The organism is Corynebacterium ureicelerivorans (genome assembly GCF_000747315.1).
Classification (GTDB): domain Bacteria; phylum Actinomycetota; class Actinomycetes; order Mycobacteriales; family Mycobacteriaceae; genus Corynebacterium; species Corynebacterium mucifaciens.
This window is the reverse complement of record NZ_CP009215.1, coordinates 1,149,401-1,166,305: the sequence shown is the minus strand read 5'-3', so window position 1 is coordinate 1,166,305 and position 16,905 is coordinate 1,149,401. Positions and strand designations below refer to the sequence as shown.

Here is a 16,905-nt window from a genome sequence, read left to right as displayed (position 1 = left end):
TCGATGGCCCAAGACGGAACGAGCGGCGTCGTCACGCTCTCGCCTGAGCAAGGCGAGCGCGTGCGCGGCGTCGCCGCCGGTTTAGGCGGACTGTCCACCGACGACCTAGAAATCACCCGGCCTGAGTTGTTCGAGGCCCGCCGCACCGGCGAGATCGGCCTTATCCACTCCTGGGAGCTGGTGACGGCTGTCGACGGCCCCGGCACCCGGATGACCGTCTTTCTTTCCGGTTGCCCGCTGCGGTGCAAGTTCTGCCACAATCCGGACACGATGGAAATGAAAGAAGGCACGCTTGAGCGCATTGACGACGTTGTGCGCCGCGTGCTGCGTTACAAACAGGTATTCCGCGCCTCCGGCGGGGGGCTCACACTCTCCGGCGGCGAGCCGCTGTTCCAGATCGCGTTTACCCGGCGGCTCCTTAAAGCGGTGCACGACGCAGGTGTGCACACCACAGTGGACACCTCCGGGTTCCTCGGCGCCCGCCTCACGGACGAGGACCTGGACAACATCGACCTGTTTCTTTTGGATGTCAAATCCGGCGACGCAGAAACCTACGAGCACGTCACCGCCCGTCAACTGCAGCCGACCATCGACTTCGGTGATCGCCTGCACGCGAAAGGCAAGGCCGTGTGGATCCGCTTCGTGCTCGTGCCCGGTCTCACTGACAGCGAGGACAACATCCAGAACGTCGCCGACATCGTCGCCAGGTGGAAGGGCACCGTGGAACGCGTTGAGGTGCTGCCCTTCCACAACATGGGAGCCGACAAGTGGGACAAGATCGGGCTGGATTACGAGCTCAAGGACGTCGCTCCCCCGAGTGCTGAATCTGTGGAGCACGCCCGTGAGATTTTCCGCAGTCGCGGCCTGACGGTGTTTTAGGCGGTGTTGAGGCGGTGTTGCAGGCCCCGGGTTTCGGGGCTGTCCCGCCCCACACCCCGGTTCGACAACCAGCCGACAGAGCGTAATATCACCTGAGTTGTTCAGCGTGCCCCCGGGTGCGCTCTCCGCCGCACAGGACCCCAGCGACAGTGCAGTGTTGCAAACTGCTTGAACGCGCCGCCGCACCGCTGGGGCCCTCGCATGAGTGAAAGGGGGCTTGCAACTATGCCGCCGCGAATTCCGATGCCGGGTCAGCGACCAAAGAAGGTGCAGCCTCCCACCGGCTCTATTCCGGTCCCCCTTGAGCGACAGATTGATTTCTGCCGCGTGTTTGTGGACGGTAAACGTCAGCCTGGGAACGTCCGCATGGGGCACGCGCTTGAGGTGGTGGAGCGCTACGAGAACGCGTTCGTGTGGTTGAGCCTGAAAGAGCCCTCCACCGCGCAAATGGAACGGGTCGCGGAAATCTTCGACATCGAGGATCTGGTGGTCGACGACGTGGTGGACGCACACCAGCGGCCGAAGATTGAACGCCATGACGAGCAGCTGTTCATGGTCGTCCGCTCCGTTTCGTACCGGGACGACGAGGAAGTCGCGGACGCCCGCGAGATCATTTCCACCGGCGAGGTGCAAATGATTGTCGGCGAGAAGTTCGCCATCACCATTCGCCACGGGGCCCGGTTGCCGGATCTGACAGCCAAATTGGAGGACGAGGAAGAACTCGCGGTGCTCGGCCCCACTGCCGTGGCTTGGGCGGTGTCGGACTACCTGGTGGACAACTACCTGAAGGTCACTGACTTGCTCGAAGACGACGTGGACGATCTGGAAAACGAGGTCTTCACGCCGCGCCGCACCATCAACATCGACAAGATCTACACCTACAAGCGCGAGATCTTGGAGATGCGCCACGCCATCGATCCGCTCGCACCGGCGCTGCGCAACGGGTTGAACAACAACAAGGACGTGTTACGCAAGGCGCTGCGCACCTACTTCCGGGATGTGCAGGACAACGCCACGATCGTGAGTGACCGCCTCTCGGGCTTCGACGAGCGCCTGACCTCGCTGCTCGACGCCTCCGTGGCCAAGGTGACCATGCAGCAAAACTCCGACATGCGCACCATATCCGCCGTCGTCGGAATGGCCGCTGTGCCCACGCTGGTGGCGGGCATCTACGGAATGAACTTTGAAAACATGCCCGAGCTGGGGTGGCGCTACGGTTACCCGGCGGCGTTGTTAGTCATGCTTGCCGCCATCTCTGCAATGTGGTGGTGGTTCCGGAAGAACCACTGGCTCTAGCTGTCAAGCACCATCAGCTTGAGGTTGGTCACGGCGACAAGCTTGTCGCCGGAGCGCATCTCGACACGCCACAGGTGCGTGCGCTTGCCGACGTGCACCGGCCGGGCCACCGCGCGGATCGTCTCCCCTTCCCGGACGCTGCCTAGGAGGTCGGTGTAGTTGCTCATGCCCACCGCGGGTTTGGCGCACGCGGCGACTGCCCCAATTGACGCGAGTGTTTCGCCGATGACACAGTACAAGCCGCCGTTGGCGATGCCGGTGGGTTGCAGGTGGCGCTGATCCACCGCAAGCTCGCCTTCGAGACGATCCTGCGCGCAGAACGTCAGTTGTAAGCCGAGGGTTTGGGCGAAATCGAACGCGGTCGAGTTCACGAACGCGAGTTCTTCTTCGCTCAGCGGCGCTTCGATGACCTCGCGGTACAGACGCGATTGCTTCTCCAGATTCATGCCCGCCGATGATACGGGCGCCAGCTGAAGTACCCCGCGTAGAATCCGCCCTATGACTGCAGAACGCAATGGTGACCAGCTTGCTCAAATCGGTGTCGTCGGCATGGCGGTGATGGGTTCCAACTTGGCCCGCAACTTCGCCTCCAAAGGCCATACCGTGGCGATTTACAACCGCTCGCCCGAAAAAACACGCGCGGTCGCGGAGGAGTTCGGCCACGAAGGGACGTTCCTCCCCGCGGAAACGATCGAGGAGTTCGTCGCGTCCTTGGAGCGCCCCCGCAAGGCAGTGATCATGGTTCAGGCTGGCGCAGCGACCGACGCCGTGATCTCGCAGCTTGTTGAGGCCATGGACGAGGGCGACATCATCATCGACGGCGGCAACTCCCTCTTTACCGACACCATCCGCCGTGAACGAGAGGTCGCCGCGACGGGCCGCCACTTCGTGGGCGCGGGCATCTCGGGCGGCGAGGAGGGCGCGCTTCGCGGCCCGTCGATCATGCCCGGCGGCCCGGCGGAATCCTGGGAGACGCTGGGCCCGCTGCTGGAAGACATTTCGGCGAAGGTCGACGGCACGCCGTGCGTCACCCACATCGGACCGGACGGCGCGGGCCACTTTGTCAAGATGGTGCATAACGGCATCGAGTACGCCGACATGCAGGTCATCGGCGAGGCCTACCACCTCCTGCGCTACGCGGCGGGCCTGGAACCGTCGGAGATCGCCGACATCTTCACCGAGTGGAACAAGGGCGACCTGGATTCTTACCTCATCGAGATCACTGCCGAGGTGCTGCGCCAGGAGGACGCGAAAACCGGGAAGCCGTTCATCGACGTCATCGTCGACGCCGCCGGGCAGAAAGGCACCGGCCGTTGGACGGTGAAGGAAGCTCTCGACCTCGGTGTGCCCACCACCGGCATTGGCGAGGCAGTCTTCGCCCGCGCACTGTCCTCTGCCCTAGCGCAGCGTGAGGCCGCGCAGGAGATTGGTCTGCCCGCGGGTGAGACTGAGACGTTGGAGACCGTAGGCGTCGATAAGCAGTCGTTCATTGAAGACGTTCGCCGCGCCCTCTACGCCTCCAAGCTCGTCGCCTACGCCCAGGGATTCGACGAGATCAACGCTGGCTCGCAGGAGCACAGCTGGGACATCAAGCCGGGCGATTTAGCGCGTATTTGGCGCGGCGGCTGTATCATACGGGCGAAGTTCCTGGACCGAATCACGGAGGCGTACGAGAACGATCCGCAACTGCCCTCCCTGCTCTTGGACCCGTACTTCAAGGGCGAGCTGGAAAAGGGGCTGGTGGATTCGTGGCGCCGGGTCGTCGTCACTGCGACACAGCTAGGTCTGCCGGTGCCGGTGTTTGCGTCGTCGTTGTCCTACTACGACTCGCTGCGCGCCACGCGTCTACCGGCCGCCTTGATTCAGGGCCAGCGCGATTTCTTCGGCGCGCACACCTACCGGCGCGTCGACATGGAAGGAACGTTCCACACTACGTGGTCCGGCGAGCGCGAGGAGCTGAGTTATTAGCTTGGCTACTCCCCTCGCGCGTCAACGCGTAAACTGCACCAAATGACTACTTTCGCTGACCTCGGTTTGCCCCGCGGCATCGTCAACGTCCTGAACAAGCAGGGCATCACGGAGCCCTTCCCCATCCAGGAGGCAGCGATCCCGGACGCGCTGGCGGGTAAAGACGTCCTCGGACGCGGGCCCACAGGCTCCGGCAAGACCTTCACGTTTGGGCTCCCCATTTTGGCGCGCCTCGAGGGCGCCCCGAGCAAGCCCGGCCACCCACGCGCACTGGTACTGGCGCCGACGCGTGAGCTGGCGACACAGATACGCGAACGCCTGGATGAGCCAGCGGCCGCGCTCGGATTGCGTGTGCTCGACGTTGTGGGCGGGGTGAACATTAACCACCACATCCGCGCGCTCGCGTCTCCGGTCGATCTGCTGGTAGCCACCCCTGGACGCGCAGAGGACCTGATCAACCAAAAGAAGCTGTCGCTGGATTCGGTAGAGATGACCGCGCTGGACGAGGCGGACCAGATGGCAGACATGGGTTTTCTGCCGCAGGTTCGCAAACTGCTGGACCGCACGCCCAAGGACGGCCAGCGCCTTCTGTTTTCCGCGACCTTGGACGGCGACGTGGAAAAGCTCATCGGCCGTTACATGCACGATCCCGTCACGCACTCCACCGCCCCGGTGGAGGCTGCGGTGGACACGATGGACCACTACCGCCTCATGGTCGGCGGGCGCGAGGAGCGCAACGACATCGCGATGCAGATTGCCGCGCGCGAGGGCAAGACCATCATGTTCATGCGCACCAAGCACGGCGTGGACCGGCAGGTGAAGAAGCTGCGACGCGCGGGCATCCACGCCCAAGGCCTGCACGGTGATAAAGGCCAGGGTGCGCGCACCCGAGCGCTCGAGGGGTTTGCCTCCGGGGAAACCCCGGTGCTCGTGGCCACCGACATCGCAGCGCGCGGCATCGACGTCGACGACGTTTCACTTGTCGTCCACGTGGATCCGCCCGCCGAGCACAAGGCGTACCTGCACCGCGCCGGCCGCACCGCCCGTGCTGGGACGTCCGGCACCGTGGTGACGCTGGTGATGGACGACCAATCCAAGGAGGTCTCGCAGCTGCTGCGCAAGGCAGGGGTGGACGCCCCGGAGGTCAAGGTAACTCCTTTGTCGGAGTCCTTGGTTACAATCACCGGTGCACGTCAGCCGGAAGGCGCGCCGCTCCCCCCGCCGGGCCAGTCGCGGCAGCCGAAGCGGGCCACGGGTTCCGGCAACCGCAAGGCGGGCGGCAACCGCAGCCGCGGCACTAATCGAGCCCGCCGCTCAGACCGAAGCCGAAGGAGTAACGGCCGCTAAGGCACAGACCATCGCTCATGGACCTACTGCTTTCCATTCTCGCCTTGCTGGCGTTCGTGGTGCTCACTGCCTCAACAGGGCTGTTTGTGGCCATCGAGTTCTCCATGACCGGCATGGAGCGCTCCACCATTGACGCACATGTGCGCGACACAGGCGACAGCACCGCCCGCGCGGTGGCTCGAGACCACGCCAACCTCTCGTTCGTGCTCTCCGGCGCACAGCTGGGCATCACGTTGACCACACTTGCCGCCGGCTTCCTCGCCGAGCCCGTGCTGGGCAAGTTTTTCACTCCCCTGCTGGAGGTTGTCGGGCTGCCGGCCAGCGCGTCATCCACCGTGGCCCTCATCTTGGCGCTTGTTGTGGCGACGTTTTTGTCCATGGTGTTCGGTGAGCTCGTGCCGAAAAACGTGGCTATCACGGATCCGCTGAAGACGGCGCGGGCAGTCGTTCGGCCCGTCCACTACTTCAACACCGTGGCCAAGCCGTTTATCAACTTCCTCAACTCCTCGGCTAACTGGGTTGTGCGCAAAATGGGCATTGAGCCTGCGGACGAGCTGGCGTCCGCACGCTCCTCCCAGGAGCTGGGCGCGATGGTGCGCAGCTCCGCTGAAGCCGGTGGCCTCGACGCCGCCACGGCAGCGGTGATCGACCGCTCCCTCCGCTTCGGGGAGACCACCGCAGAGGAGGTGATGACGCCGCGTTCCACCATCGACTCGCTGGACGCAGAGGACACGGTTGCGGATCTGATCTCCCTCGCGCGTGAGACGGGGCACTCGCGCTTTCCGGTGCGCCGCGGGGATTTGGACGACACTCTCGGGGTTGTTCACATCAAGGACGCGTTTTCCGTGCCGCACGAGGACCGCCAGACCACCGAGCTCGGCGCCCTCGCCCGCCAGGTGCCGTTCGTGCCGGGCACGCTCGACGGAGACTCGGTACTTAACCGCGTGCGTTCCGCGGGTTCCCAGGTCGTGCTGGTGGCTGACGAGTACGGCGGGACGCAGGGACTGGTCACTATCGAGGACCTAGTTGAAGAAATCCTCGGCGAGGTCTATGACGAGTACGACGACCGCGAGAGCGAGAAGGACTTCACCCGATTTGGCACGTCGTGGGAGGTTGCGGGGCTTGTGCGTCTTGACGAGCTTGAGGAACGCACCGGTTTCGCAGCCGCTGACGGCCCGTACGAAACGCTCGGCGGCCTCATCATGGGCACGCTCGGGCGGATCCCGGAACTGGGTGACGAAGTTACCCTCCGCGGCGCCACGGGGAGCCTGCAGGAAGAATTCCAATCCGCCGGCGCCGGGAGCTGGCTCGCCCAGGTCACCGAGATGGACGGCCGCCGCATTGACCGGGCCATGTTGCGGCCGGTCCCTGAGGAGGAGGCGCAGTGAGTATCTGGTTAGCCGCGCTTCTCATCGTCGCCCTGTTGGCGGTGAACGCGTTTTTCGTCGCTGTCGAGTTCGCGCTCGTCTCCTCGCGCAGAGACCGCTTGGAATCGCTGCTGGCCCAGGGCAAGACCAAAGCGGAGGGGGTGTTGTACGCGACGGAGCACCTCTCCATCTACCTCGCGGGCGCACAGTTCGGCATCACAATCGCGTCGCTGGTGCTGGGCAAGGTGGCGGAGCCCGCCATCGCTGCCTACATCGAAGCGCCGTTCGAGTCGCTCGGGCTGCCTCCGGGGCTTCTGCACCCCGTTTCCTTCGTCATCGCGTTGTTGATCATCTCGTTCCTGCACATCCTGTTCGGAGAAATGGTGCCGAAGAATCTTGCCATCGCGGGCCCAGAGCAGATGGCGATGTGGCTGACTCCCGCGATGACCGTGTGGATGAAGCTCACCCGCCCCGTCATTGAGCTGCTGAACTGGGTTGCGCGCAAGACGCTGCTGCTGTTCGGCATTGAGCAGCGCGACGAGTTGGAGTCCACCGTGGACCAGGAGCAGCTGGCCAGCATGATCCAGGAGTCGCGCGAGGAAGGTCTGCTGGACGCGGAGGAGACGGTGCGTCTTGCCAAAGCGTTGCGCCAGGAATCGCGCCAGTTGAGGGAAGCGATGATTCCGCTCGCCGGGTTGAAAACCATCCCGTACGATCCCCGCGGCATCCGCTTGTCCGTGATCGAGGAGGCGGTGCAGGAAACGGGGTATTCGCGTTTCCCTGTGCGCATCGACGCGAGCTCCCTCGCCGGATATGTTCACGTCAAAGACATTCTGGATCTCATGGAGCACCCGCAGGGCGATCCCCGGGTCTCCCTTAAACGGATTCGTCCCCTGACCACAATCGAGGCCACGCAGTCCATGGACGATGCCCTCGCCCAGCTGCACCGTCGCTCAGCGCACATGGCTGAGGTCCACGACAATGGCCGGCTGGTGGGCGTCGTCGCGCTCGAAGACCTGATTGAGGAATACGTCGGCACCGTCTCCGACTGGACGCACGAGGCGGATTAATGCAGGTACTCGCCCCCGATGAGTACCTGCCCCGCATCGCTGCGCACGAAGCCCGCGCCGAATACTGGACCGGCCCCCGCGTGGCGCGTCGAGCCCGGGGCGAGTATCACCCCGTGTGGGATTCTCTCTTCGACTACTACCCCCTGCGGCCATCGCATTTGAAGCGCTGGCACCCAGGGGTGGGGGTCGCGCTTGCAGACGCAGCTGAGCTTCCGCACGCGCAGTGGCGCGATTACACCGTCGACGGTAACGGCACTGTCGAGGTAGACCCTCGAAGCTTCCTCGCCCACCGTCGAGGCGATGCGGAAGAGGCGGCGGCGATCCTTCGGTCCGTCGAGAAGCGGGATGCCCACTTCGACTGCTTCGGCATGCACGAGTGGGCCATGGTCTACCGCACGGATTCCCCGCGCCACAGCCTCCCGCTGCGCCTCGGCGCCGAAGGCACGAACGCGGTGGTGGAATCGCACACGATCAAGTGCTCACACTTCGACGCGTTCCGCTTTTTCACCCCGACCGCGCGCCCGCTCAACCTGACGGTGCTTACGCGCGATGGCCAGGCGCGCAGCGACCAAGCCGGCTGCGTCCATGTGAGCATGGACCTGTACAAATGGGCGCTCAAGCTCGGCCCGCTCGTGCCTGGTGAGCTGCTGATGGACTGCTTCGAGCTCGCCGCGGATGCGCGGAAGCTTGATATGGAGGCGTCCCCGTACGACTGCCGCGAACTCGGCTTCGACGTAGTGGCTGTGGAAACCCCCGAGGGCAAGGCGCAATACGTGGCCCGCCAACGGGAACTCACGCGTCGTGCGCAGCCGCTTCGCCGACGGCTTGTCGCGGTCATTGACGCTGCGTGGCACGGCTAGACTCTCCACCAGGCTTTCACTCGATCGATTGAAAAGGCGGCAGACCCGATGGCAAAGCACGCAAACGGTAAGAACACTTACGCGCTGTCGGGAGGTGCCATCGCAGTGCTCGTTGCGCTCGCGCTCGTAGTCGCCGGTGTCGTGTGGTGGTTGACCAGCCGCGGCGATGGGGACGTCGAGGCTGAGCAGCGCGACTGTGTTGCGGGCGATCTCGCACTTCCCGTTGCAACCGTTGACAAAGTGGCGGGACAGTCGCTTATCGACGCCTACGGTGACACCAACCCCGTCGTCCGAGACTTCTGCGTCCAGCCGCAACTCGTGGATGAGGTTGCAGGCGCTGCCGTCTACATCGCCCCGGACACCGGCGTCACCCGACAGGTGCTCGACAACGCCGGCCGTACCCAGGCTGTGTCCGACCCGCAGGCTGTGTACAGCCAAGCGGTCGGTGTAGCTGGTAACGACAAGGTGGCGCTCGAGAATCTCACTGTGGATAAGGTGCGGTTTCCAGTCGGCGATGACCCGGTAGCCTCCGCTCTCGTGGCAGCCCAGGTGGCGGGCAACGATAACGACGCCGTGCAGGCACTGACGGACCAACGGGTCGACAGCGCCGCCGATGTTGATACTGGTAGCGGTCAGTTCGTCGCCACCGGAGGGCACGAGGTACCGGATGGCCTTACGTTCACGCCGGTGGGTGCAGACGCCGTCTACGTCGCCTTTCCGCTAAACCAGAACGACAGCGTGGATGAGGATCAGGCCCGCGCGGGTCAAGACTTCGCGCGCTTCGCGGCCGACGCGTTCAATGGCTCCGCGAAGGACCAGCCAGTCATCCCCGACCTTGTCTGGGCCGCAGCGCTGCCTTCCGGCGGGGAGGCGCTTACCGCCGACACGAAGCGAGAAGATGCCGCGGCAAAAAGCGGCGCTCTCAGCCCGGAGAACACGCTGTTCCTGTTGGACACATCTGATGCCATGGCCCCGTACATCCAGTCCGCGAAAGACGCAATCGCGAGCGCGGCACTCGAGCTCGGAGAGCAAGACAAGCAGGTTGGTCTCTGGAACTATTCATCGCCACTGAATCCTGGGGTTGCGGTGGGCTACCGCCGAAACATCACGGTCTCCCCCGACGCAGAGTCGGTGGCGGTAGCGGTTCGTCGCTTCCTCACAGGAGGCTCGCCCCAGACCCGTGAGGCAGTAACAGCCGCCGCAGACACTTACGGCAGCTGGGACACTCCGGTCCGGGTTGTGGTGGTAACCACCGGTACCGCCGATGCAGACGACGATGACGCGTTCGCAGACGACGTGCGCCAAGCGAGCGGGGATAACGTGCAGATCTCGGTTGTCCACGTCGGAGGCGGCGAGCCCGATGCGGCCCTCGCGTCTGTCGCAGCTGCAACAGTGGACGCCGCACAAGCGGATGACATCGCCGGCGCGGTGAATCGAGCCGCCGGGCTGTAGCGTACAGCGGTCAAGACAAAAGCCCGGGCTGGTGGGAGAAATCCCAGCCCGGGCTTGAGCAATGGCAGCTTACGAGGTCTTGCGCCGGCGGCGATCCGCCAGTTCGTCGAACCCGATGACGTTGTCGGCATCCTCCGACATGATCCGCTCGGAGGGGAAGGCCGAGATCGTGCCCGTCAGTTCCTTCATAATTTGCGGCACGGCGATACCGAAAACACCCTGGCCACCCCCGAGGAGGTCAATGATCTCCTCGTTGGAGCGGCACTCGTACACGGTCACGCCGTCGGAAACCAGCGTGATTTCAGCAATGTCGGAGACGCCGCGGTCACGCAGCTTGTCCACAGCGAGACGGATGTTCTGCAGCGAGATTCCGGTGTCCAACAGGCCCTTCACGATCTTAAGCACCAAGATATCTTTGAAGGAGTACAGGCGCTGGGAACCGGATCCCTTCGCGCCGCGGATGGACGGGCGCACCAGGCCGGTGCGCGCCCAGTAGTCGAGCTGGCGGTAGGTAATGCCGGCGACCTGGCACGCGATGGGCACACGGTAGCCCACCTCGTCGGACGGCCCGACGTCGAAAAGCGATTCTTGGACCGCTTCCACCTGGCCGCCGCGGGTTCCCTCGATGTTGCTCATGTAATTACTCCCATGAAAGTTTGCTGTGTGCCCAAGGGCTATTAAATGCCAAGCATACGTAGCCGGTCAATAGTCACAGGCGCAACACGCCGAAACCCTCAAGGAATACTTGAGGGTTTTACTCCTCCTCGGGGTTGTCATCCCCCAGATCGGCATCCTCCACGCCGAGGCTTCGCATCAGCGCCTCGAAATCCGCGTCCGCCTGGGCGTCCCCACTAGCGGAAACCGACTGGCCGTTGAATCCCTCCACCTCGATGTCCGCCTGCAGGTACCGCTTGGCGTCGTCCTCAGAGATGAACACAGCCGCCTGGGCAGCGACTGTGTCATCCACCGCTAACTCCATATCAAGCTCGTGGGCAAGCAGGAGGGCGTCGGAGGAGCGGAGGTCAATTTCCACCCCGCTGTCAAGCGTGAGCGTGGCCATGAACGTGCCGTCAACGTAGCTGGAGAGTTCGAGGCTCGCGGCCCCGTCGACCGAAGTGCGGATCAGCTCGGCCATCGCGTCCACCGGCCGGGGTCGGCGGGGCGCCCAGCCGCTCAGGCGGGCGGCCAGCTCGGCACCTTCCATAGGCGGAAGCCAGACGGGAATGCACCGTCCATTCGAGGGGCGTTGAAGCAGTGCGCAGAGGAAGTCCTCTGGCCCGACGGGAAAGACTCCGACGAGGGTTACGCCCTCCATGAGCTCCCCAACTGCGCGCGCAGCTCGTTCTTCACCAACGACGCGTGCAGGGACACCACGAGCGCGGACATCTGCTGGGCGATTTCCTCCGCCTTTTGCTTCGCAGTTTCCTTGCCCGACTTCGCCACCGGACCTGCCACTTGGTTGATCATGTCGGCCTGCCGGGACGCGGCTGTACGCAGCGTTTTCAGGTGGCGGGCGTCAAAGCCGAATTCCGCCAGGGATAGCGCGGTGGTGACGGTACGCACGTCGTCCGCCGTGAACAGCCCGGCGACATCGGGGGTGATCAAGCCAACCTTGATGTACTCCGCCACAGTCTGCGCATCCGTCTGCGCCTGCTCCGCAACGTCCGTGTCGGTCAGCTGCGTCGCGGCCGGTGCACGGAAGTTTTCCGGGGAGATCATGGGCTCGGACTCACCCGCGGTCAGGATCGCGGTGACATGCCCGGAGTCCATCGCCTCGAGCTGCTCGCGAATGACCTTCAGCGGCAGGTAGTTGTCGCGCTGCGTGACCAAAATGTAGCGCAGGCGCTCGATGTCCTCATCGGTGAAGCGACGGTAGCCTGAGGCGGTGCGCTGCGGGGTGATCAGCCCCTCCGACTCGAGGAAGCGGATCTTAGAGACGGTCACGTCCGGGAACTCAGCGCGAAGACGCTCAAGCACCACGCCGATGGACATTGTCTTGGCGGGTTTGGCAGATTTCGCTGGCTTCGCGGCGTTGGCAGCGGGAGCCGTCTGACGGATTGCGCTCACTGGGTCGAACTTTCCTCTACTTAGTTGCCTGCGGTGATGAAGACGAGACGGAATTTACCAATCTGGATTTCGTCCCCGTCAGTCAGCTCCTGGGAGTTGCGCGGCTCGCGGTTGACGTAGGTGCCGTTGAGCGATCCGACGTCCACAACCTCGTAGCCGCCCTCGCTGCGGCGGAACTCTGCGTGGCGGCGAGAGACAGTCACATCGTCGAGGAAGATATCGGCCTCCGGGTGGCGGCCGGCGGTGGTGGAATCCTGGTCCAGCAGGAAACGAGCACCGGCATTTGGCCCGCGCTTGACTACGAGCAGAGCTTCCCCCTCCGCGAGCTGGTCGGCTCCTGCGACGGAATCCACGGAGGACGCGGCACCGGACTCCATTTCCTTGAGCAGGTCAGCGCGGAACACCGAGGTGGTTTCGACCTGGTTCTGCGGCGTGCTTTCGCTCATGGGTAACTCCTGACTTTCGAGTCGTGGTTGAGATCTCTCGCCATAATAGCGCTCGGCCTTGGAGCGGGTGTGGCGACTGGAGGGTGGTTAGCGGAAAATGTTGCCGATGCCGGAGATGATGGAGTTGCCGGAACCTGCAAGCGGGTTGTCGGAGACCATGTACGTCCACGTCGCACTGGGGCGCTTCCACCCCGCTGCCGCAAGGTGCGCGCCATCTGCGTCAATGCGCACCTCGTTGAACGTCTCCGCTGCCGCCTCCACGGCGCGGTTGGCCAGCTCCTTAAACTCGCGCAACGCGATGCGGTGGTATTCGTCGATCGGCGTTTCCCGGGCAATGGCGCGCAGATGAATGGATTCGCGCACGTCATCCATGAGTGCTAGGTACTCGGACCACTCAGCGTCGAGGTGGTAAAGCATGATGTCCCGGGCCGCCTGCTCCAGCGTCGTCGCCGGCAGGTCGGACAGTTCAACAGCCCGCTGCGGGCAACGTTCGGCCAACTCGCGCCAAGCGGTGTCGGTGTCTAGCAAGGTGGCGCGACGCTCGTCCACGATGTCGCGGTGGTCGGCGAGTAGCTTGTTGTACTTCCAGGTCTGGGAGTGAATTTCCAGCAACTGCCCTTCAGTCACGCGCTGGCAGTGCTCGATGAAGCTTTGCGCGCGGTTGCCGGTGATGCGGCCGTCTGCTTCTGGACGGGCGGTGAACTGCTCGCCGTCGCCGCCGGTGGTGACGATGTCGTCTTCCAGCGACACGAAAAACACACTCGAGCCCGGGTCGCCCTGGCGGCCTGCACGCCCGCGCAGCTGGTTATCCAGGCGCGCGGTGCGGTGGCGTGCGGTGCCCAGCACGGCGAGGCCGCCGCGGGCAGCCACCTCATCATGGTCGCGCTCATCAGCGCCCCCGAGCCGAATGTCGGTACCGCGGCCCGCCATTTGGGTGGACACGGTCACGCGCCCGATATCGCCGGCCTCGGCGATGATCCGCGCCTCCTCGGCGTCGTTTTTCGCGTTCAGCACGTTCACGGCGATCCCCCGCACCCGCAACGAATCGGCCAGCGCCTCGGACTCCGCCACGTCGTGGGTTCCCACCAGCACGGGCTGCCCGGTGGAGTGAATGCGCGCAATCTCATCGACGATCGCCTCGTTCTTCTCCCCCAGCGTGGCGTAAATGCGGTCCGCTTCGTCGAAACGCTTGAGCTCTTTAGCGCGGTCGATCACCGCGACGTGCAGCCCGTAAAAGGAACGCAGCTGGTCGGTCGCCTCCACCGCGGTACCTGTCATGCCGCACACCAGCGGGTAACGGCGCATCAGCGCCTGTAGCGTGATCGAATCCAGGATGCGGCCACCCTCGGAAACATCCAGCCCCTCCTTTGACTCCACGGCCGCCTGCAACCCGTCGGGCCAGCGCTGTAGGTCCGCCACCCGGCCCCGGGAGGCGTCGACGAGTGCGACCTTGCCGTCGTTCACGATGTAGTGCACGTCCCGAATCAGCAGCGCCTTGGCGTGCAGCGCCAAGTTCACCCGCACCAGGGTCGAGCCGATGTGCTCGTCGGAGTACAACGAATCGATGCCTAGCAAACGCTCGACCCGACGCGCCCCGTCCTCGGTGAGAAACGCGTTCCTTCCCTCAGCGTCGATGGTGTAGTCCCGGCCTTCGTCCAGATGCGAGACCGCCTCGGTGATCTGGCCGGTTGCTTGCGTAGAGCCCTCGGACCCTGCGAGCACGAGGGGCACGAGCGCCTCGTCGACGAGCACGCTGTCGGCCTCGTCCACCAGCGCGACGTCGGCGGGCACCTGCACGGCGTCTTCGCGGGAGGTGATCTGGTTGTCCCTGAGGTGGTCGAAGCCGATCTCTGTCACGGGGGCGTACACCACGTCGGCGCGGTAGGCCGCTACGCGCTCATCGCGGGTGGAGGTCTGGGTCACCGCCGCGACACGCAGACCGAAAAACTCCACTAACGGGCGCATCCATTCGGCATCTCGGGCGGCGAGGTAATCGTTCACCGTGATCAGGTGCACGCGCTTTCCCTGCAGCGCGAACCCCGTGGCGGCCATCGCGCCGACGAGTGTTTTGCCCTCACCCGTGGCCATCTGGATTACATCGCCCTCCAGCAAACGCAGCACCGCCTGGTTCTGCACCTCGAACGGGGTCATGCCAAGCGTTCGCTGCGACGCTACCGACAACCCGGCGAGGAACCGGGGCGCGTCCGACACGGCACCATCGCGCACGGTGGCCCGGACGGTCTCGGCGAGCGAAGCGTCGTCGAGAAGCGAAAGCTCGTCGATGAGCCCGTGGGCGTTCGCCACAACCGCCTTTGACTTCTTGTTGTTGCGTTCCGTGGTGGAGCCCATGGCCTTCCAGAACCAGTCAAACTTGCCCATAGGTGGAAAGAATAACGCCAAGGTGTCAAACGGTTGGTGCGGCGATTAATCTAGCTCCGAAAGTACCCGTGGCGCACCCGTCGCCCAGCCGCAGGAGGATACGGCTAACCATGCTGTCTACGAATGTGAAAGTCCCGTCGTCGAAGGGCTACATGATGGCCGGCACCATCGACCGCCCGGACGGCCCCGCCCAGGCTTACGCAATCTTTGCCCATTGCTTTGCCGGATCCCGCCACACCCCCGGCGCATCGCGCATTTCGAAGCAGCTGACGCAGCACGGCATCGCCACCCTGCGCTTCGACTTCCCGGGCCTTGGCCAGTCCGAGGGCGAATTCAAGGACACCTCGTTCTCCGAGAACGTGGACGATATTGTCGCGGCCGCCCAGTGGCTGGAGGCCAATTACAAGGCCCCGCAGCTGCTCATGGGCCACTCCCTCGGCGGCGCAGCGGCGCTCAAGGCCGCCACTCGGCCCGAGCTGAAGAAGATGGTCAAGGCCGTGGCCACCGTGGGCGCGCCGTTCGACCCGGCACACTCCGTGTTGCACTACGCCAACGCGATCGGAGAGGCGGACGCCAACGGCTCCGTTCCCGTGGTGCTCGGCGGGCGCGAGCTGATCATCTCCCGCGAGTTCTTAGAGGACCTCGCGGACACCAACCCGGAGGAGTACCTGCCCAAACTGCGCAAGCCGCTGCTGCTCGTGCACTCGCCTATCGACGTCACCGTCGGCATCGACAACGCCCAGAACATCTTCTCCCTCACCCGTTACCCGAAGTCGCTGATGGCTCTAGACAAGGCGGACCACCTGCTCACCCGGCAGGGCACCGCGCAGCGGGCCGCGGACATCATCGGTTCCTGGGCGGTGCAGTACATCCAGCCGCTGTTTGTTCCCGAAAAGACCTCTGACACCAACGCTGTGTCTTACTCCGCGCGCGGCACCAAGTACGGCGACGTCGTGCGCACCTCCGACGTCGCGATTACCACCGACCGCTCCAAGAACACCGGTGGCAAAGGCCAGGGTGTCACGTCCACTGGCCTGTACATGTCCGCCCTCGCGGTCAGCTGTTCGCAAGCGGTACGCGAGGCCGCAAAGCGCATGCCGCTTGACGACGTCCGCGTGGAAGTCACCCACAACGGCGACGGCACCTTCACCCGACTGATCACGCTCTACGGCGACCTGACGGATGCCCAGGTGGAGACCCTGCGCGCTGCCGGCGCCGCGTCCACCGTGGACGGCTACGTGGACAAGGGCGACATCGCCACCACGGTGGAGACCGCCTCGCTGGAGCGCCGCCGCCGGCAGAACGCATTGCGTCGTGGGGAGCGTTTGGCCAAATGACGGCCGCGCCGCAAGGCCAGCGGGGTATCGCTCAGGGACTCTGCCCCTGCGGTCAGGGCATGCCGTACGAGGCGTGCTGCGGCCGCTTCATCAGCGGCGTCTCCTCCGCCCCTACCGCTGAGGCGCTGATGCGGTCGCGCTACAGCGCCTACGTGCTTGGCGACGGTGCCTACGTCGCGCGCACCTGGGCCGACGAGACGCGCCCAGCCGACCTCCAAGTCAACCCTGCTGGCGAGCCCTTTACACGGCTGCAGGTGGTATCCACCTCTGGCGGCGGGCCATTCGACGCTGAGGGCACGGTAGAGTTCGCGGCCCACTACCCCGGCGGCGCCATGCGCGAGCGCTCCCGGTTCGAGCGCCGCGCCGGCTCCTGGGTCTACGTCGACGGTAGCGTCCGGTGACCTGCCGGTTTTGGCCGCGTATGACAGTGCTGTAAT

At 64.6% G+C, this 16,905-nt stretch carries 16 protein-coding genes; 10 read left to right on the top strand and 6 right to left on the bottom strand.

Annotated elements, in window-relative coordinates; all coding sequences use genetic code 11:
* The first annotated feature begins 3 nt into the window (after positions 1-3).
* Together pflA and CUREI_RS05840 are read left to right on the top strand one after the other, a co-directional pair.
* Positions 4-879, top strand: coding sequence for a pyruvate formate-lyase-activating protein (gene pflA, locus CUREI_RS05845; RefSeq protein ID WP_038611505.1), 876 nt, complete (start codon positions 4-6; stop codon positions 877-879).
* 225 nt (positions 880-1,104) lie between these two features.
* Entirely contained in the window at positions 1,105-2,175 is a 1,071-nt protein-coding gene (locus CUREI_RS05840; protein WP_069202890.1) for a magnesium and cobalt transport protein CorA, read from the top strand.
* Here the strand turns inward: CUREI_RS05840 and CUREI_RS05835 are convergent.
* Positions 2,172-2,621: a PaaI family thioesterase gene (locus CUREI_RS05835; RefSeq protein ID WP_051952235.1), complete on the bottom strand. Its 450-nt coding sequence runs from the start codon at positions 2,619-2,621 to the stop codon at positions 2,172-2,174. The genes CUREI_RS05840 and CUREI_RS05835 overlap by 4 nt on opposite strands.
* A 52-nt stretch (positions 2,622-2,673) precedes the next feature.
* Here CUREI_RS05835 and gndA point away from each other — a divergent pair, with 52 nt between their 5' ends.
* The 6 genes from gndA to CUREI_RS05805 are packed head-to-tail and all read left to right on the top strand — an operon-like array spanning position 2,674 to position 10,239.
* Complete coding sequence (gndA, locus tag CUREI_RS05830) at positions 2,674-4,143, top strand: NADP-dependent phosphogluconate dehydrogenase (protein WP_038611500.1); 1,470 nt, start codon at positions 2,674-2,676, stop codon at positions 4,141-4,143.
* A gap of 42 nt (positions 4,144-4,185) precedes the next feature.
* Positions 4,186-5,490 carry a DEAD/DEAH box helicase gene (locus CUREI_RS05825; RefSeq protein ID WP_038611497.1) on the top strand — a complete coding sequence of 435 codons (1,305 nt, stop codon included), beginning with the start codon at positions 4,186-4,188 and terminating at the stop codon, positions 5,488-5,490.
* Between the two features lie 17 nt (positions 5,491-5,507).
* A complete protein-coding gene (locus CUREI_RS05820) occupies positions 5,508-6,878 on the top strand; it encodes a hemolysin family protein (protein WP_038611494.1) in 1,371 nt (456 codons plus the stop codon).
* The gene (locus tag CUREI_RS05815; protein WP_038611491.1) at positions 6,875-7,927 is read left to right on the top strand and encodes a hemolysin family protein; all 1,053 of its coding nucleotides are present in this window, start codon (positions 6,875-6,877) and stop codon (positions 7,925-7,927) included. The genes CUREI_RS05820 and CUREI_RS05815 overlap by 4 nt, the downstream gene beginning before the upstream one ends.
* Positions 7,927-8,787, top strand: coding sequence for a hypothetical protein (locus CUREI_RS05810; RefSeq protein WP_038611489.1), 861 nt, complete (start codon positions 7,927-7,929; stop codon positions 8,785-8,787). Before CUREI_RS05815 ends, CUREI_RS05810 begins: the two co-directional genes overlap by 1 nt.
* Positions 8,788-8,835: 48 nt before the next feature.
* Positions 8,836-10,239, top strand: coding sequence for a hypothetical protein (locus CUREI_RS05805; protein ID WP_038611486.1), 1,404 nt, complete (start codon positions 8,836-8,838; stop codon positions 10,237-10,239).
* A gap of 69 nt (positions 10,240-10,308) precedes the next feature.
* On the opposite strand, the gene CUREI_RS05800 is transcribed toward CUREI_RS05805, so the two are convergent.
* The 5 genes from CUREI_RS05800 to secA2 form a co-directional block, all read right to left on the bottom strand.
* Entirely contained in the window at positions 10,309-10,875 is a 567-nt protein-coding gene (locus tag CUREI_RS05800) for a MerR family transcriptional regulator (RefSeq protein WP_051952234.1), read from the bottom strand.
* A 118-nt stretch (positions 10,876-10,993) separates the two neighbouring features.
* On the bottom strand, positions 10,994-11,554 hold the full coding sequence (locus tag CUREI_RS05795; RefSeq protein WP_038611483.1) for a bifunctional nuclease domain-containing protein: 561 nt from the start codon (positions 11,552-11,554) through the stop codon (positions 10,994-10,996).
* The gene (gene ftsR, locus CUREI_RS05790; protein ID WP_038611481.1) at positions 11,542-12,306 is read right to left on the bottom strand and encodes a transcriptional regulator FtsR; all 765 of its coding nucleotides are present in this window, start codon (positions 12,304-12,306) and stop codon (positions 11,542-11,544) included. Before ftsR ends, CUREI_RS05795 begins: the two co-directional genes overlap by 13 nt.
* Positions 12,307-12,326: 20 nt before the next feature.
* Positions 12,327-12,752 carry an oxoglutarate dehydrogenase inhibitor Odhl gene (gene odhI, locus CUREI_RS05785; protein WP_038611479.1) on the bottom strand — a complete coding sequence of 142 codons (426 nt, stop codon included), beginning with the start codon at positions 12,750-12,752 and terminating at the stop codon, positions 12,327-12,329.
* Positions 12,753-12,839: 87 nt separating this feature from the next.
* Complete coding sequence (gene secA2, locus CUREI_RS05780; RefSeq protein WP_038611477.1) at positions 12,840-15,131, bottom strand: accessory Sec system translocase SecA2; 2,292 nt, start codon at positions 15,129-15,131, stop codon at positions 12,840-12,842.
* A 110-nt stretch (positions 15,132-15,241) separates the two neighbouring features.
* Between secA2 and CUREI_RS05775 the strand changes: the two genes are divergently transcribed.
* Both CUREI_RS05775 and CUREI_RS05770 read left to right on the top strand, forming a co-directional pair.
* Positions 15,242-16,468, top strand: coding sequence for a bifunctional alpha/beta hydrolase/OsmC family protein (locus CUREI_RS05775; protein ID WP_051952233.1), 1,227 nt, complete (start codon positions 15,242-15,244; stop codon positions 16,466-16,468).
* A 59-nt stretch (positions 16,469-16,527) separates the two neighbouring features.
* The gene (locus CUREI_RS05770) at positions 16,528-16,869 is read left to right on the top strand and encodes a YchJ family protein (protein ID WP_236627157.1); all 342 of its coding nucleotides are present in this window, start codon (positions 16,528-16,530) and stop codon (positions 16,867-16,869) included.
* Positions 16,870-16,905 lie beyond the last annotated feature (36 nt).

Bases quoted from the DNA above. Each gene is read 5' to 3' on its own strand.
- CUREI_RS05810 (WP_038611489.1), top strand. From the start codon at position 7,927: ATGCAGGTACTCGCCCCCGATGAGTACCTGCCCCGCATCGCTGCGCAC.
- CUREI_RS05795 (WP_038611483.1), bottom strand. From the start codon at position 11,554: ATGGAGGGCGTAACCCTCGTCGGAGTCTTTCCCGTCGGGCCAGAGGAC.
- CUREI_RS05805 (WP_038611486.1), top strand. From the start codon at position 8,836: ATGGCAAAGCACGCAAACGGTAAGAACACTTACGCGCTGTCGGGAGGT.
- CUREI_RS05770 (WP_236627157.1), top strand. From the start codon at position 16,528: ATGCCGTACGAGGCGTGCTGCGGCCGCTTCATCAGCGGCGTCTCCTCC.
- odhI (WP_038611479.1), bottom strand. From the start codon at position 12,752: ATGAGCGAAAGCACGCCGCAGAACCAGGTCGAAACCACCTCGGTGTTC.
- gndA (WP_038611500.1), top strand. From the start codon at position 2,674: ATGACTGCAGAACGCAATGGTGACCAGCTTGCTCAAATCGGTGTCGTC.
- CUREI_RS05800 (WP_051952234.1), bottom strand. From the start codon at position 10,875: ATGAGCAACATCGAGGGAACCCGCGGCGGCCAGGTGGAAGCGGTCCAA.
- CUREI_RS05825 (WP_038611497.1), top strand. From the start codon at position 4,186: ATGACTACTTTCGCTGACCTCGGTTTGCCCCGCGGCATCGTCAACGTC.
- pflA (WP_038611505.1), top strand. From the start codon at position 4: ATGGCCCAAGACGGAACGAGCGGCGTCGTCACGCTCTCGCCTGAGCAA.
- CUREI_RS05775 (WP_051952233.1), top strand. From the start codon at position 15,242: ATGCTGTCTACGAATGTGAAAGTCCCGTCGTCGAAGGGCTACATGATG.
- CUREI_RS05835 (WP_051952235.1), bottom strand. From the start codon at position 2,621: ATGAATCTGGAGAAGCAATCGCGTCTGTACCGCGAGGTCATCGAAGCG.
- CUREI_RS05820 (WP_038611494.1), top strand. From the start codon at position 5,508: ATGGACCTACTGCTTTCCATTCTCGCCTTGCTGGCGTTCGTGGTGCTC.
- CUREI_RS05840 (WP_069202890.1), top strand. From the start codon at position 1,105: ATGCCGCCGCGAATTCCGATGCCGGGTCAGCGACCAAAGAAGGTGCAG.
- secA2 (WP_038611477.1), bottom strand. From the start codon at position 15,131: ATGGGCAAGTTTGACTGGTTCTGGAAGGCCATGGGCTCCACCACGGAA.